Annotated in this window: 17 protein-coding genes; all 17 read left to right on the forward strand. The window is 49.7% G+C overall.

Annotated features, from left to right (window positions below; genetic code table 11):
* Positions 1-72: 72 nt before the first annotated feature.
* The 17 genes from ACETK5_RS29740 (at position 73) to spoIID (ending at position 16,202) form a co-directional block, all read left to right on the forward strand.
* Positions 73-1,323, forward strand: coding sequence for a serine hydroxymethyltransferase (locus tag ACETK5_RS29740; RefSeq protein WP_071218864.1), 1,251 nt, complete (start codon positions 73-75; stop codon positions 1,321-1,323).
* Positions 1,324-1,666: 343 nt separating this feature from the next.
* Positions 1,667-2,296, forward strand: coding sequence for a uracil phosphoribosyltransferase (upp, locus tag ACETK5_RS29745; RefSeq protein WP_006213103.1), 630 nt, complete (start codon positions 1,667-1,669; stop codon positions 2,294-2,296).
* A gap of 64 nt (positions 2,297-2,360) precedes the next feature.
* Entirely contained in the window at positions 2,361-3,518 is a 1,158-nt protein-coding gene (gene wecB / locus ACETK5_RS29750; RefSeq protein WP_100540962.1) for a non-hydrolyzing UDP-N-acetylglucosamine 2-epimerase, read from the forward strand.
* A gap of 175 nt (positions 3,519-3,693) precedes the next feature.
* A complete protein-coding gene (locus ACETK5_RS29755) occupies positions 3,694-3,924 on the forward strand; it encodes an AtpZ/AtpI family protein (RefSeq protein WP_076323976.1) in 231 nt (76 codons plus the stop codon).
* Positions 3,921-4,298, forward strand: coding sequence for an ATP synthase subunit I (locus ACETK5_RS29760; protein WP_100540961.1), 378 nt, complete (start codon positions 3,921-3,923; stop codon positions 4,296-4,298). The genes ACETK5_RS29755 and ACETK5_RS29760 overlap by 4 nt, the downstream gene beginning before the upstream one ends.
* 35 nt (positions 4,299-4,333) lie before the next feature.
* Entirely contained in the window at positions 4,334-5,095 is a 762-nt protein-coding gene (gene atpB, locus ACETK5_RS29765) for a F0F1 ATP synthase subunit A (protein ID WP_394059495.1), read from the forward strand.
* A 105-nt stretch (positions 5,096-5,200) separates the two neighbouring features.
* A complete protein-coding gene (gene atpE, locus ACETK5_RS29770; RefSeq protein ID WP_007128780.1) occupies positions 5,201-5,413 on the forward strand; it encodes a F0F1 ATP synthase subunit C in 213 nt (70 codons plus the stop codon).
* Positions 5,414-5,508: 95 nt separating this feature from the next.
* Positions 5,509-5,997 carry a F0F1 ATP synthase subunit B gene (gene atpF, locus ACETK5_RS29775; protein WP_100540959.1) on the forward strand — a complete coding sequence of 163 codons (489 nt, stop codon included), beginning with the start codon at positions 5,509-5,511 and terminating at the stop codon, positions 5,995-5,997.
* The gene (locus ACETK5_RS29780) at positions 5,994-6,539 is read left to right on the forward strand and encodes a F0F1 ATP synthase subunit delta (RefSeq protein WP_100540958.1); all 546 of its coding nucleotides are present in this window, start codon (positions 5,994-5,996) and stop codon (positions 6,537-6,539) included. Before atpF ends, ACETK5_RS29780 begins: the two co-directional genes overlap by 4 nt.
* A gap of 18 nt (positions 6,540-6,557) precedes the next feature.
* Complete coding sequence (atpA, locus tag ACETK5_RS29785) at positions 6,558-8,072, forward strand: F0F1 ATP synthase subunit alpha (RefSeq protein WP_394059497.1); 1,515 nt, start codon at positions 6,558-6,560, stop codon at positions 8,070-8,072.
* Positions 8,073-8,339: 267 nt separating this feature from the next.
* A complete protein-coding gene (gene atpG, locus ACETK5_RS29790; protein WP_100540956.1) occupies positions 8,340-9,200 on the forward strand; it encodes an ATP synthase F1 subunit gamma in 861 nt (286 codons plus the stop codon).
* A 118-nt stretch (positions 9,201-9,318) separates the two neighbouring features.
* Positions 9,319-10,719, forward strand: a complete 1,401-nt coding sequence (atpD, locus tag ACETK5_RS29795; RefSeq protein ID WP_100540955.1) for a F0F1 ATP synthase subunit beta — start codon at positions 9,319-9,321, stop codon at positions 10,717-10,719.
* Between the two features lie 99 nt (positions 10,720-10,818).
* Positions 10,819-11,223, forward strand: coding sequence for a F0F1 ATP synthase subunit epsilon (locus ACETK5_RS29800; RefSeq protein ID WP_100540954.1), 405 nt, complete (start codon positions 10,819-10,821; stop codon positions 11,221-11,223).
* A 365-nt stretch (positions 11,224-11,588) separates the two neighbouring features.
* Positions 11,589-11,873: a hypothetical protein gene (locus ACETK5_RS29805; protein ID WP_100540953.1), complete on the forward strand. Its 285-nt coding sequence runs from the start codon at positions 11,589-11,591 to the stop codon at positions 11,871-11,873.
* 333 nt (positions 11,874-12,206) lie between these two features.
* A complete protein-coding gene (locus ACETK5_RS29810; protein ID WP_100540952.1) occupies positions 12,207-12,461 on the forward strand; it encodes a DUF1146 family protein in 255 nt (84 codons plus the stop codon).
* Positions 12,462-12,959: 498 nt separating this feature from the next.
* Positions 12,960-14,306 (forward strand): UDP-N-acetylglucosamine 1-carboxyvinyltransferase, encoded by a 1,347-nt coding sequence (murA, locus tag ACETK5_RS29815; RefSeq protein ID WP_326120817.1) that lies wholly within the window; start codon positions 12,960-12,962, stop codon positions 14,304-14,306.
* A 903-nt stretch (positions 14,307-15,209) separates the two neighbouring features.
* The gene (gene spoIID, locus ACETK5_RS29820; protein WP_207797552.1) at positions 15,210-16,202 is read left to right on the forward strand and encodes a stage II sporulation protein D; all 993 of its coding nucleotides are present in this window, start codon (positions 15,210-15,212) and stop codon (positions 16,200-16,202) included.
* Positions 16,203-16,232 lie beyond the last annotated feature (30 nt).

The following is a 16,232-nucleotide window of genomic DNA, read 5'->3' on the forward strand; positions in this document are numbered from 1 at the left end:
TTTTTAATGATGACAACTTGTAGTTTTGAATTTGCAAGAAAAAATAATGATTGATTATGGGAGGATATGAACATGATGGAACATTTGCGGAAGAGTGACCCGGCTGTATTGGAAGCGATGGATTTGGAGCTGAAGCGTCAACGCAGCAACATTGAACTGATTGCCTCTGAGAATATTGTCAGCGAAGCGGTTATGGAAGCTATGGGGACCGTTCTGACGAATAAATATGCGGAAGGCTACCCTGGCAAACGCTATTACGGTGGCTGTGAGCGTGTGGATATCGTGGAAGATATCGCCCGTGACCGTGCCAAAGAACTGTTCGGAGCCGAGCATGCCAACGTTCAGCCGCACTCCGGTGCCCAAGCGAACATGGCGGTATATTTGGCAGCCCTGAAGCCTGGAGATACCGTGCTCGGCATGAACCTGGCCCATGGCGGCCATTTGACTCACGGAAGCCCGGTTAACGCTTCCGGCCTTCTGTACAATTTCGTTGCCTACGGCGTGCAAGAGGACACGTTCCTTATCGATTACGACGAAGTCCGCAAAGCGGCATTCAAGCATCGCCCTCGCCTGATCGTGGCGGGTGCAAGTGCATACCCTCGCATCATTGATTTTGAAAAGCTTGCTGCCATCGCGAACGACGTTGGTGCGTTGTTTATGGTCGATATGGCCCATATTGCAGGTCTCGTTGCGGCAGGACTTCATCCGAATCCGGTTCCGCATGCCCATTTTGTAACGACAACGACGCATAAGACGCTTCGCGGACCTCGCGGCGGTATGATTTTGTGCAAAAAAGCTTGGGCGCAAGCGATCGATAAAGCGGTATTCCCCGGCTCCCAAGGCGGCCCGCTCATGCATGTCATTGCTTCCAAAGCCGTTGCGCTTGGCGAAGCATTGGATCCGTCCTTCAAGACGTATGCAGAGAACGTCGTAAAGAACGCGAAAGTGCTGGCTGATACCCTGATCGAGGAAGGTCTGAACATCGTATCCGGCGGAACCGATAACCACCTGATGCTCGTGGATACCCGTAATCTGGACATCACCGGTAAAGACGCTGAGAAAGTTCTGGACTCCATCGGCATTACCGTGAACAAGAATGCCATCCCGTTTGATCCGACCAGCCCGTTCGTCACGAGCGGTATCCGTATCGGTACCCCTGCGGTTACTTCCCGGGGTATGGATGAGCAAGCGATGGTGACCATCGCGAAAATTATAGCCATGACATTGAAGCAGCCGAAAGACGAGGCAACGCTTGAAAAAGCAGGCCGTTTGGTGGCTGAGCTTACAGATCAATATCCTCTCTATGCTGAAATGAAATATTAATCACAGTTTCCTTTGCATAAGAAGCCTATGATAAGAGGACCCCGCCTGATGCAGGTGGGGTCCTTTTAGGAGCTATAAACATTCTGGCCAGATTGCTATGCTCTCATTTTCCCAGTCAGGTTGCTTCCCGGTTAGCATCAATATAGGCGAGAATGGAAAACCTAGGTTCAGGGCAGAAGAAGATCCGGTTCGATTATAAGGTCAAAATCTCATGGAATAAAACATGACCCGTGCAGGTGTCAATTGACTAGAGGGAATGATATAATAGACAGGATTTATGGAGCTCACAAATATTTACGCCCATATTGAAATAACATTTGTACTCAAACCGGAGGGACCAGACATGGGAAAATTGGTGATTTGTGATCACCCGTTGATTCAACACAAACTTACATTTATCCGCGATATGCGGACTAACACAAAAGACTTTCGCGAATTGGTAGACGAAGTCGCGACTTTGATGGCTTATGAAATTACGCGGGAGGTTCCTCTTGAATCGATATCCGTGCAGACGCCGGTAGCTGAAACCCAAGGAAAAGTCATTTCCGGCCGCATGCTCGGCTTGGTACCGATCCTGCGCGCCGGTCTAGGCATGCTGGACGGAGTTGTTAAGCTGCTTCCTGCTGCAAAGGTAGGGCATGTCGGATTGTTCCGTGACCCCGAAACGCTTCAGCCTGTTGAATATTATACGAAGCTTCCAACCGATGTTACGGAACGGGAATTGATCGTCATCGATCCGATGCTCGCGACAGGCGGGTCCGCCATCGCTGCGATCGACGTGCTGAAGAAACGCGGCTGTACCCAGATCAAGATGATGAACCTCGTGGCTGCACCGGAAGGTGTGAAGGCTGTCCATGATGCCCATCCTGACGTGGACATCTATGTTGCTGCTCTCGATGAGGGTCTTAACGACCATGGTTACATCGTACCGGGCCTTGGTGATGCAGGGGATCGGTTGTACGGCACGAAATAGAGCCAAGCCAGTCATTCGTACGTCTTGAATATTTGAAAACAAGCAAAGAGGGGTATTTTCAAACATGTCAAAAGTGAAAGTGATGACTATATTTGGGGTCCGCCCCGAAGCGATCAAGATGGCGCCGCTTATTCTGGAGCTTCAACGTCACCCCGAGCATATTGAATCGGTCGTTTGTGTTACTGCGCAGCATCGGCAAATGCTGGATCAGGTGCTGGATGTATTCAAGATTGTTCCGGACTATGACCTGGATGTCATGAAGGACCGTCAGACGCTCAACGAGATCACCGTCCGCGTTCTGGAGGGTCTTGAGCCTGTTCTGCGTGAAGCCAAGCCGGATATCGTATTGGTGCACGGCGACACGCTGACAACGTTCCTGGCCAGCTATGCAGCCTTTCTGCAGCAGATTCAGGTCGGCCATGTAGAGGCGGGTCTGCGGACATGGAACAAGCTGAATCCTTATCCGGAGGAGATGAACCGTCAGCTGACCGGCGTGCTTGCTGATCTTCACTTTGCGCCGACGAACTGGTCCGCCGAGAATCTCCGCAAGGAGAACAAGCCGGAATCCCGCATTTATGTAACGGGTAATACGGCTACGGACGTGTTCCAGTACACGGTGCGTGAAGGTTATACCCATCCGGTTCTGGATTGGGCTCAGGGCAAACGCTTGATCCTGATGACGGCACATCGCCGCGAATCCCAAGGGGAGCCGCATCGTCAAATATTTGAAGCGGTAAAGCGCATTGCCGATGAATTTGAGGATATCGCCATTGTATATCCTGTGCATCCGAGCCCTGCCGTTAAAGAGCCGGCTCATCGCATTTTGGGAGATCACCCGCGCATCAAGCTGATTGATCCGCTGGATGTCGTGGACATGAACAATATCTACACCCATACGCATTTCATCATTACGGATTCCGGCGGCATGCAAGAGGAAGCTCCGTCGTTCGGTGTGCCGACGCTGGTGCTTCGGGATACGACGGAACGTCCGGAGGGCATTGAGGCCGGTACCCTGGAGCTGGTAGGCACCCAGGAGGAGAACGTGTATGAACGCATTAAGGTTCTGCTGACCGATCAGGAGCTCTACGAAAAGATGAGCAAAGCTGCTAATCCGTATGGCGATGGACAAGCCTCACAGCGAATTGTCAATGCGATTTTGCACCATTTCGGCATCCGAAAAGAGCGTCCTGAAGAATTTCACAGAATGTTCACAAAGGTATAGTTTACCGTATTCTGATGGGCAAGGAGACAGCATACAGTTGAACTGTACGGTTACCGCGGCGTTTTGCGCAATTTAGACTGCTCAAAACGCCGATTTTACACGGTAAATCCATCAAATCGATTCATTGACAAACTCTTGTTATATTCAGTAAAATGAGTTGGGATTAGAGGTTCATATGAAAAATCCGAAAAGTCAAGATAACCCTTGGTTGATAGCGCTATACATTAGCGGGGCTGGCGGTTTGCTAGCCGCTTACATTCTCATCGGTTTTTTTACCGGGCGATGGCTCATGAATCATTTGGACGGGCCCAGAGTGTGGCTTGCCATTGGTACGCTTTCGGGGCTCTTTGTAGGGATTTTGAATATCGCTCTTCTCATTAAAAAGTTTTTGGGGGCGCAGGCGTGAATGATTTGACTTCCATTGTGAACGCTGTATTTAGAGTATCCTTACTCTTATTGTCTGCCTTGTTTCTCGGATGGGCTCTCTATCCGGAATTCCGCCCGGTTTTTATGGGGTTGATCATGGGCATGGCGGCGGGATTGTTTAATGTACGCTTCCTCTCCATGAAAGTGCAGCAGCTGGCGCAATTGGCTGTCGATCCGGAACCGAAAAAGTACAACTTCGGCTTCATTACGAGATTGTGCATCGGGCTTCTGATTGCTATCTTCGCCGTAAAACTCGAGCAGGTATCCTTCGGCGGTGCAATCGCCGGTCTGTTCATACCCCAATTGTTGACCATTCCTGTCAGCATTGTGTTCAGTTTGAGAAACAATCATTGATCAGCGCTAACTTGGAAAGGGGTGAAAACAATTTTATGCATGATTCACCGATTATCAAACTTGGCGGATTGAATATTGATCTTTCAGCGGTATTAATGCTTCTTGTCACCTGTGTGGTGGTGTTCGTATTATGTCGACTGGCTGTACGTAATCTATCTGTCGAAAACCCTTCCAAACTGCAAAACTTCATGGAATGGGTAGTGGAATTTGTGCAAGGCGTCGTAGCGAGTGCGATGGATCTGAAGAAAGGGAAAGCTTACATATCATTGGGGCTTACTCTGATCCTGTTCATCTTTGTAGCGAACTTGCTGGGCCTGCCGTTCTCAATTATCACCGACTTACCGGAGAACTTCGAAGTCTTTGGCCAGCCAATCCTGGTTACGCTCGGACTTGAACATGGCCACTATGCTCACGTATTGTGGTGGAAGTCGCCAACAGCGGACATTTCCGTTACGGCCGGTCTTGCGATCGTTGTGTTCGTGCTCATGAACTACCTGGGCTTGAAGCTGAATCGCAAGCATTACCTGAAGCATTACATCGAACCGTTCCCGATCTTCTTGCCGCTCAATATCATTGAGAACCTGGCAAAACCTATCGCTCTGGCAATCCGGCTTTATGCCAACATTTTTGCCGGTGAGGTACTGATCACGGTGATTCTGAAAACCGGCTATTGGGGCATTCCATTTATGGCCGCATGGCAAGGTTTCAGTATCTTCATTGGTGCATTGCAGGCGTTTATCTTTACGATTTTGACAATGGTATACATCTCGCAAACGACGATTCACGAAGAGCATTGATCAACTCGGACGAATCCGCCGTAACAGCGGTGTTTTTCGAAAGAGATATTTTCTATAGTTTCACCAAATTTCAATTTTGAAACAATTTAAGGAGGATATTTAACAATGGAATTTTTGGCAGCAGCTATTGCAGTAGGTCTGGGCGCCCTTGGCGCAGGTTTGGGTAACGGTATGATCGTAAGCAGAACAGTTGAGTCTATCGCTCGTCAACCAGAAGCACGTGGTCAATTGCAAACAACGATGTTTATCGGTGTTGGTATCGTAGAGGTTATTCCTTTGGCGGCTACTGTTATCGCGTTCTTGATTATGTTCTCTTAATAACAATACAACGGTTTGGCGGGGAGGGCCGATGCCATCCGCGCCTTCGTTTTGTTAGGCACCGCACTTCGTGTTGATGGAAAGGAGTGACCTCAATGACAATTCTATGGGAAAATATGGTAATCACTATTCTTGCGTTTCTTATTCTTTACTTTTTGCTTCAGAAGTTTGCGTTCAGCAAATTGTTCGGCATCATGGAGCAGCGTCGTGAGCTGGTGATGAGCCAGATGAACGAAGCGGCACAGACCCGTCAGCAGGCAACTGCTTATGTAGAAGAGCAGAAGAAGGCACTGGAGCAAGCGCGTCAAGATGCTCACGAAATCATCGAGCGTTCCAGACAAACTAGCAACAAACAAGCAGAGCAAATTATGGAACAAGCTAAGGAAGAGGCGGTTCGCCTGAAATCCGAGGCGGTTCGTGATATCGAGAATGAGAAGAAGAAAGCTGTCGAAGAGCTTCGCAACGAAATCGGCAGTGTATCCGTGAAAATCGCTACCAAGCTGATTGAACGGGAAGTAAAGAATGATAAAGCTCAAGAAGAACTGGTGGATCAATACCTTAAAGAGGTAGGAGGCAGACCATGAGCCAAAATACAGTAGCAGCCAAGCGGTATGCGCGGGCGCTGTTCGAAGTGGCGGCTCAGCAGCAGAAGGGTCTGGAAGTGGAAGAGGAATTGCGCGCTGTTGTGCATGCCATTGAAGGCGATGCCGACATTCAGAAATTCATCTCCACGCCGAATGTTCCCCAGTCCGTGAAGATGAACGTAATCAGCCAGGCGTTGGCAGGGAAGGTATCGCAGCCTGTATTGAACACGATCGAATTGCTTCTCGACAGAGGGCGTGCAGAAATGTTCGCTGAACTGCTGAACAGTTATGTGAAGATACAAGGTGCGAGCTTAGGATTGGCGGACGCCACTGTGTACTCCACCTACCCGCTTAGCGATCAGGAAAAAGAACAGGTAGCTTCGGAATTCGGGCAGTTAGCCCATCAGAAGATCCGAGTGACCAATGTTGTGGACGAGAGTTTGCTCGGCGGCCTGAAAGTCGTCATTGGCGACAAGCTTTATGACGGAAGCCTTGCCGGGAAGCTGGAACGTCTTGAAAAGTCTTTTAATAGACGAGCATAGTAGATAGGGGTGAAAACGTTGAGTATCAGACCTGAAGAAATCAGTACTTTAATCAAAAGTCAAATTGAAGAATATAAATCCGATATCACTGTCTCTGAAGTAGGTACGGTAATTCAAGTAAGTGACGGTATTGCTCGCGTGTACGGCCTGGAGAACGCGATGTCCGGGGAACTTTTGGAGTTCCAGAACGGCGTGTTCGGTCTGGCGCTGAACCTTGAGGAGAGCAATGTCGGTGTCGTTATCCTGGGACCTTACTCCGAAATCAAGGAAGGCGATCAGGTTAAGCGTACAGGACGTATCATGGAGGTTCCTGTAGGTGAAGCTCTGCTTGGACGCGTTGTCAATCCGCTGGGTCAACCGCTTGACGGAAAAGGCCCGATCGAAGCGACAGCCTATCGTCCGGTTGAGAGCAGCGCACCAGGCGTTATCGACCGTAAATCCGTTCATGAGCCTATGCAGACAGGTATTAAAGCGATTGACGCGATGGTACCTATCGGCCGCGGACAGCGCGAGTTGATCATCGGTGACCGCCAAACGGGTAAAACCACCGTTGCGATCGATACGATCCTGAACCAAAAGGGCAGCGGCGTTAAATGTATCTATGTAGCCATTGGCCAAAAGCAATCCACTGTAGCACAGGTTGTTGAAACGCTTCGCCGTCATGGCGCACTGGAGTATACGATTGTTGTTACGGCTTCGGCTTCTGAGCCGGCTCCACTGCAGTACATCGCTCCATACGCAGGCTGCGCAATGGGTGAGTACTTCATGTACAAAGGCGAGCATGCACTCATCATCTATGATGACTTGTCGAAACAAGCGGCAGCATACCGTGAGTTGTCCTTGCTCCTCCGTCGTCCTCCGGGTCGGGAAGCATATCCGGGTGACGTATTCTACCTGCACTCCCGTTTGCTGGAACGTGCAGCGAAGCTCAACGATGAGCTTGGTGGTGGATCATTAACCGCGCTGCCATTTATTGAAACACAGGCTTCTGACGTCTCTGCATACATTCCAACCAACGTAATTTCGATTACGGATGGACAGATCTTCCTGGAGTCTGAGTTGTTCTACTCCGGTCAACGTCCAGCGATTAACGTCGGTATTTCGGTATCCCGTGTCGGTGGTTCCGCGCAGATTAAAGCGATGAAGAAGGTTGCGGGCGGCATGAAGCTGGATCTTGCGCAATATCGTGAGCTCCAGGCGTTCTCCCAGTTCGGATCCGATCTGGACAAATCAACCTTGGCTCGTTTGAACCGTGGTGCAAGATTGATGGAAATCCTGAAACAGGGTGTAAACCAGCCGTTGTCCGTTGAACAACAAGTGGTTAGCTTGTACGCAGCCGTTAAAGGATATATCGATGATATCGAGGTTGCTGACGTGCGTCGTTTCGAGAGCGAGTTCCTCGCGTTTATTGAAAGCAATAAACCGGAAATTCTTCAATCCATTACGGATACGAAGGATCTGACGTCCGACAACGAAAACGCATTGAAAGCGGCAATCGATCAATTTAAGAAGGGCTTTGCCGCTTCGGTTTAAGCTCCTCAGGTAAGTAATAGGAGGGGAGCCGGGGTAAGCCCGGCATCCTCTTTCATCATATGGAATGTAGCTTTGGCTGTGACCAAAGTGGTTTTTACAAAAGGTACGGCTTTGGTCCTAGCCAAAGCTTAGTCTACGCGTACGAAGTTGGCTTTGGCTTCGCCAAAGCTAGGCTTATGCTTACGAAGTAACTTTGGCTCCGCCAAAGTTAGGTGGTTGCTTACGAAGTTAGCTTTGGCTTCGCCAAAGCTTTAAGGTGGTGAAAACATGGCAAGAGGATTACGTGATATTAAGCGGCAGATCAAGAGTGTTCAGAACACGAGGCAGATCACCAAGGCGATGGAAATGGTTGCTGCCGCCAAGCTGAGAAGAGCTCAAGAGAAGGCAACCTCCGCGCTTCCATACTCCGAGAAGCTGAAAGAAGTGGTTGGCAGCATTGCTGCTGGAACCAAGGGAATCAGCCACCCGATGCTGGAGAAGCGTGAAGTGAAGAAAACCGGTTATCTGGTGATCACTTCAGACCGCGGTCTTGCTGGTGCATCAAACTCCAACATTTTGCGAAAAGTATCGAATTTTATCGCAGAACGCCATCAGTCCAAGGACGAGTATTGCCTGTTTGTGATCGGACGTAAAGGTCGGGATTATTTCCGCCGTCGTGGACTTCCGGTTGTTGAGGAGCTCACCGATTTATCCGATAGTCCGACCTATGCAGATATTAAGACCATCGCTAACGCGGCGGTTCATCAATATGAGCTGGGTCAGATTGATGAGTTATACGTGTGTTATAACCAATTCGTGAATGCCTTGACTCAGCTCCAGGAGATCTCCAAGCTTCTGCCGATGGAGAACATTGGTAGCGCCGAGAACCTGACGGGTTATGAGTATGAACCGTCTCCTGAAGGCGTGCTTGAGGTTTTGCTTCCGAAATATGCGGAAACATTGATTTTCAGTGCGATGCTGAATGCGAAGGCAAGTGAGCTGGGTGCGAAGATGACTGCAATGGGAGCTGCAACGAAGAATGCAAGCAAGATGATCAATGAGTTGAACCTTACTTACAACCGTGCTCGTCAGGCTGCCATTACGCAGGAAATTTCCGAGATTGTGGGCGGAGCCAACGCTCAGCAATAATGCACGCTTCGAATTCTTAACTTAGTATTTTAACGGATATGCGGCCATGTCATGAATAGCCGCTTTTACGATCATCGTTCACCGTTAGAGGTGAGCGGGTAGGAGGGAAAACGAATCAATGAAAAAAGGACGCGTTGTCAGCATTACAGGTGCTGTAGTTGACATTGAATTTGAGCGCGGTCATCTTCCCGAGATTTTTAATGCTGTCAAGATTGAAGCAACGCTGGAAGGCGGCCGCTCGGTTGATTTGACTTTGGAAGTATCCAATCATTTGGGTGATAATCTGGTTCGTTGTATCGCAATGTCGTCCACGGACGGTCTCATTCGCGGTATCGAAGCTGTGGATTTGGGCAGACCGATCACGGTTCCTGTAGGTTCCGCTACACTCGGCCGCGTATTTAACGTATTGGGTGAGCCGATCGATAATGCAGGTGCCGTAGTATCCGAAATTAATAACCCGATCCACCGTGAAGCTCCTGCATACGATGAGCTTTCCACACAAGCAGAAATGCTTGAAACGGGTATTAAAGTCATCGACTTGCTTGCTCCATACCAAAAAGGCGGTAAGATCGGTCTCTTTGGTGGTGCCGGCGTAGGTAAAACCGTTGCGATCCAGGAATTGATCAACAACATTGCCCAAGAACACGGTGGTATTTCCGTATTCGCCGGCGTAGGTGAGCGTACTCGTGAAGGTAATGACCTTTACCACGAGATGAGCGATTCCGGTGTTATCAACAAAACCGCAATGGTATTCGGTCAAATGAACGAGCCTCCGGGTGCCCGTCTTCGCGTAGCGTTGACCGGTTTGACGATGGCGGAGTATTTCCGCGATCAAGAAGGCAAAGACGTTCTTCTCTTTATCGATAACATCTTCCGCTTTACTCAAGCGGGTTCCGAAGTATCCGCCCTTCTGGGCCGTATGCCTTCCGCGGTAGGTTACCAGCCAACGCTGGCATCCGAAATGGGACGCTTGCAAGAGCGGATTACCTCTACCAAAAAAGGTTCTGTTACATCCATCCAGGCTATCTATGTACCAGCAGATGACTATACGGATCCGGCTCCGGCTACAACGTTTGCTCACTTGGATGCAACGACGAACCTGGAGCGTAAAATTTCCGAGATGGGTATCTATCCTGCGGTAGATCCGCTGGCATCCAGTTCCCGTATCTTGGCTCCGGAAATCGTTGGTGAAGAGCACTATAATGTTGCTCAAGGCGTTAAGAAAATTTTAGCTCGTTATAACGAGCTTCAAGATATCATTGCGATTCTCGGTATGGATGAGCTGAGCGAGGAAGATAAAGCGATTGTTGGACGTGCCCGTCGTGTTCAACGTTTCCTTTCCCAAGCTTTCCACGTTGCCGAGCAGTTCAACGGCATCCCGGGTAAATATGTACCGGTTAAAGAAACCGTACGCAGCTTTAAAGAGATCTTGGAAGGCAAGCACGACCACCTTCCGGAAGCGGCTTTCCTGTTCGTAGGTACGATTGAAGAGGCAGTTGAAAAAGCAAAAACATTGTAAGCTGACGCTCCGTGATCGGCAGACCGGCACAGTACACTGTGTGAAACTGTGAGGTCTGCTGCGCGAGTTTTCTGCGGAAAACGGTGAGGAGGGATGGAAGTGAGCACCATTTTGTTGGAAATCGTGACGCCGGACCGCCTGGTCTATTCAGAGCAGGTGAACAGTGTTACGGTGCGTGGGGTCGAGGGAGAACTGGGCATTTTGCCTGGTCATATTTCCTTTGTTACGCCGCTTCAGATAGCGCCAGTTTATGTGAAGATCGGCAACCAGAGAACCCCGTTTGCGGTACAAGGCGGTTTCGTCGAAGTCCGCAAAGATAAAATTGTCATCCTGGCGGAAAGCGCAGAGAAAGCGGAAGAAATCGATCTGGAGCGTGCGGAAGCCGCGAAGGAAAGAGCTGAAACTCGCCTCAATGCGAAGGGAAGACAAGATGAAGTTGACCATCGTCGCGCGGAAATGGCTCTGCAAAGAGCGATGAACCGGATTAAAGTGACGCGGAACTAATTGTTTGAACCAAGACAGCTTGCTGCAATCTTGCAGCCAAGCTGTCTTTTTTCGTTTAGAGCATACGGGGATTTCTGCAAAACTGAACCATTTTGCTGCTCAATTGGAAGAAAAACTTCCTATAAATACATAAACATGTTCTGTTTTCCGGTAAATTGTGTTAATTATTATGATTCTTTCATCTCGTTTTAGGGTCAGAATGGTAGAATCTTCTCTCTGTGATAGCTCTCTACATTGAGGTCTACGAAGCATTTTAGCAGGTCGCTACTCTATTAAATGTACGTTTATCGTATATCATCTAACTAGAACTTTAATAGATTCGCAGCATAACATATAGCATCTAAGAGAGAAGGGAGGTCATCCCTATGGCTATTCTACTCCCGGAACAAATCTTCACGCTGGCACCGGATGTCGGTAAATCGTATTACGAGAATCTGGCTGGCGGCGTGAATGCGTCCGTTACCGTTAATAACCTCTCGAATGCGCCTGTATCCTTGGTTATTACCCGTGTGAATGCACCTGTCGTAACTTATCTCATTCCAGCGGAAAACAGTCTTACGCTGTCTGTGGAGCGTTTGTTGGTTGCTGCTCTCCTGTCGGGTGCATTGCCGGTTTTTGGAACGATTCAAATAGTAACCTCGGACTTCTAAAATGAGGGGTTATAACGACCTGAATATGTTCAAAGCTTTACCCGGACCCTAACTTAGGGTCCGGTAATTTTTTGTAATATAATAAGTATAATAGGAGCATGGGAATGAAACTATAACCATTCCTGGCTTTTTATTGGTTCATAATTGTGCTAGGAACGGCAATTTAGACTTCTGCTAATGGCGTATTATTAATCATTTTCGAGCGATGTCGATAAATTTTATTATTTCCGAGGAAATGTCGTATAGAAAGTGCTGGATTCTTAGCCTCCAGCCAAGTATTATAGAAGAGTCGGTCCTGAACAGGACAGGATAATTTATGAAGGAGGAGGGAGTATGAACCAGGATTTATCTAATTCAATCAGTGCCGTCGGTGTTAACGGATTGTTGTCCATTGTCGTTTCGCTGATCTGTATCGCACTGGCTTGGTGGGCATTACAACAAGTAAAGCTGGATTTGGTTGTCCGTCATCCAAAAGGGCCGCAGGGAAAGCTGTTGCATTTGCTGCTGGCGGTGGTGCTTGGACGATTCGTGGCTGAATTCCTAATTGACTATATTACATGGAGTCAAATGATCCGATATATGTTTTAACGCGGGAATGAGCGTCATACATAACACACGGTGCTGCAGCTAGTAATAAAACATTTGTTGCATGATGGTTATGTGCTTGGCGATATTTTACTCGTCTGTTTTAATTGCAGCATGAATGGTTATATCTCTGTTAGGTTGCTTCAGAAGAAGATGTCGAATAAACGCATTTTATTATGTTAACACTTAAAATAAGAATTTGATCGGGCGGACGGTATGACTTCCGGACTATAATGTTCACCCGGTAATTGTTATGCATTGACAAGTGCTGGTCGGTCATGGTACCTTTCGTAGGTCCATACTGCGGATAACAGATGCTTCCTAAGGTGGCATCATGGATTTCTGACACCTGATGTAGACACCGAATCAGATGTCATAAATAGTTCGAAAATCGCTTGTTGAGCGGAAATCACTAATGTTAAGATGAAAGTTAGGGAATTAGCAACAACTAATCACTAACACACGCAATCAGGAAAATTATGGACGCGGAGGGAAACCATGATGAGCAAATTTATCGTCCGCGGTGGCAAAAGACTGACCGGAAGCGTCAAAGTCAGCGGAGCAAAAAATTCAGTTCTTCCGATCATCGCTGCCTCTCTACTAGGGGAAGTTGGGGAAAGTGTTATTATTGATGCGCCTCCTCTTGACGATGTAATTACAATCAGTAAAGTATTGGAGTCGCTTGGTGCAGGCATTACATATCAAGATGAAGTGATACGTGTGAATGCAGAGCACATAACGACATGTGAAGCGCCTTATGAATGGGTGCGGAAGATGCGGGCGTCTTTTCTGGTCATGGGACCTTTATTGGCACGTTGTGGACGAACCCGGATTTCGCTTCCCGGAGGATGTGCTATCGGCACAAGACCCATTGATCAACACCTAAAAGGATTTGAAGCTCTTGGGGCTGAGATTAGCCTCGGACAAGGATATATTGAAGCTAAAAGCAATGGCAGATTGCGTGGGGCGAAGGTCTATTTGGACGTTGCCAGCGTCGGTGCTACTGAAAATATTATGATGGCTGCTACTTTGGCTGAAGGGATTACGGTAATCGAAAATGCGGCGAAAGAGCCGGAAATTGTCGATTTAGCGAATTACCTGAATGCGATGGGTGCCAAAGTTCGCGGTGCGGGCACGGGTGTGATTCGTATCGAGGGCGTTGAGCAGATGCATGGCGTCAAGCATAACGTGATACCTGACCGGATTGAAGCAGGCACCTTTATGGCTGCGGCTGCGATCACGGGTGGGGATGTGTATGTGGAAGGAGCCATTGCAGATCACCTTGGACCGGTTATTTCCAAGATGGAAGAGATGGGGATTACCATTGAACCGGACGAGAATGGGATTCGCGTTATCGCTGACAAACCATTAAAGTCGGTTGATGTGAAAACTTTGCCTTATCCTGGATTCCCAACCGATATGCAGTCTCAAATGATGGCGCTTTTGCTGGTTTCCGAAGGTACAAGTGTTGTTACCGAAACGGTATTTGAAAACCGCTTTATGCATGTAGATGAATTCCAGCTCATGAATGCGGAGATCAAAGTTGAGGGACGTTCTGCTATCGTTACGGGCGGAGCTAAGCTTAAAGGCGCCAAAGTAACGGCAACGGATCTGCGTGCAGGTGCAGCCTTGATATTAGCCGGGCTCGTATCCGAGGGGACTACCGAAGTGGGCGGCGTACAGCATATTGATCGCGGCTATGTTCATTTAGCGGAAAAGCTATCTGGACTGGGCGCGGATATCTGGCGTATTTCAACGGAGGACCAGAGTTCGGAGAAGGCTTCGAAAAAAGCGGCAAGCGAAACAGAAGACGCAAAAGTTTTCAAAGTTCAACCTACCTGGGTGTAAACAGTACGATGAATCATGATGATTCAGGATAGACCACAATAGAATGTAGAGGAAGGGGCTTTGCCGATAAGGGCGAAGCTCCTTTTTTTGTATGTCATCATCATGGCGGCTATCCCTCATTCTCTCAAGTTGAGATTCCGGATGACTAGGAGACTCTTTGCTAGCTTGCTTGCATTCAGCGTCAGCGTTTCTTCATCCATGTGACTATTTCCTTTCTCTTAGAATAGTTCTATCAAATGCCCGTATCTCATAAGTATAAGTAGAGCGTGATGGAGCATGAACAAGAGGCATATACCAGGGGAAAAGGCACAGGAGGGAAATGCAATGAAAGATTCGAAGGTTCGGGTGAATGTGAGTACTGCAGGGAAAAAACGAGCGGTCGATGCAAAAGATGTTCTGAATGAGGGAAATACTCAATCATACCAGGTGCCATCCGAAGGATCGGCCGCTCCCGTATTGAAGTGGGATTTTCCCGGTGAACTTGAGAAGAAAGCCGGATCGACTGAAGAACATAACCATGATTCGAAACCGGATAAAAAGGATATTCAGGAAGGGCCGCGCGGGCACCGCGGCCCGGGGAGAGCGCCGGACGCCTTCGGCGAGTCCGGCCACGGCCCGCGGGCGGCGCATACGCCACCGCCCGAACGCCCTGCTGGCGCGCCTGTGCATGGCGCCGCGCCAGCCCCCGGCGGGCCAGCGGCGATGCCGCAGGGCCCGCATCCCGCGGCCGAGCCGCAGCGCTTCGCGCAAGCGGCAACGGGCCGCGTGCCGCGCGGCGGCCGCACGTTCCGTGTGCGGCCTGCGCGCTGGGGGCGCCGCGGCTTTGCCGCGCGGCGCCCGGCCGCCGGCAGGCGGCGGGTGCGGGTGCACCCCGCCGTCTGGGCGGTGGCGGTGCTGCTGGCCTTGGCGCTCGCGCTGCCTCTGCTGGTGGTTGCCCCCGGCAACAACGCACCAGAGCCGCTGCCGCCCGGGCCGGCCCCGCTGCCTTCCGCCGAGCCGCAGGCGGCGGAAGAGCCCACGGTATCCGTCTATGTAACCAAGACGGACACCGTGGAGGAGCTGCCACTGGAACAATACCTCGTCGGCGTCCTGGCCGCCGAGATGCCGGCCGAGTTCCAGCTGGAGGCGCTCAAGGCCCAGGCCATTGCGGCACGGACCTATATCGTGCAGCGGCTCGCGTCCGGGGACCGCAGCGGCGTGCCGGACGGCAAGGCCGTGGTGACCGACACGGTCAGTCACCAGGCATATATCGCCCAAGACGAACTGACGAAGGAATGGCAGCGGCTGGGGAAGGAAGCCGAGCTGGCGAAGCTTCAGCGGGCGGTAAAGGAAACGGCAGGTTTGGTAATGACGTATGAGGGTAAGCCGATTACGGCTTCTTTTTTCTCCACCAGTAACGGGTATACCGAAAATTCAGAGGATTATTGGAGGAACGAGATTCCCTACCTGCGCAGTGTGGAGAGTCCATGGGATAAACAAATTTCACCAAAGTACAAGACAACGATCACGATGCCCCGTTCGGAGTTCATAGGAAAACTGGCGCTGGCGGATGGAGCTGTACCGGTATCGGCAGGCGGGGATGGGGGGGCCTCTTTTTTGAAAGTACTCTCGTATACCCAAGGCCATCGCATTGAGAGCGTACGGGTCGGCGGCAAGAAGTTTACCGGTCGCGAGGTGAGAGAGAAGCTGGGGCTTCGATCCAGCCAATTCACCCTTCATATGAAAGACGGCGAGATTGAGATAACGACCTACGGCAACGGCCACGGCGTGGGCATGAGCCAATACGGAGCAGAAGGCATGGCCCGCGAAGGATATGAAGCGAAAGAGATTTTGGAGCACTATTATACGAATATTTCTTTTGACAAAACTTCAAATCTTCTCTCTTCAAAAAAATAATAGTGAGATAACGTATAAAAGAGTTGACCC

It is taken from the genome of Paenibacillus ilasis (assembly GCF_043195395.1).
Taxonomy (GTDB): domain Bacteria; phylum Bacillota; class Bacilli; order Paenibacillales; family Paenibacillaceae; genus Paenibacillus_AQ; species Paenibacillus_AQ lautus.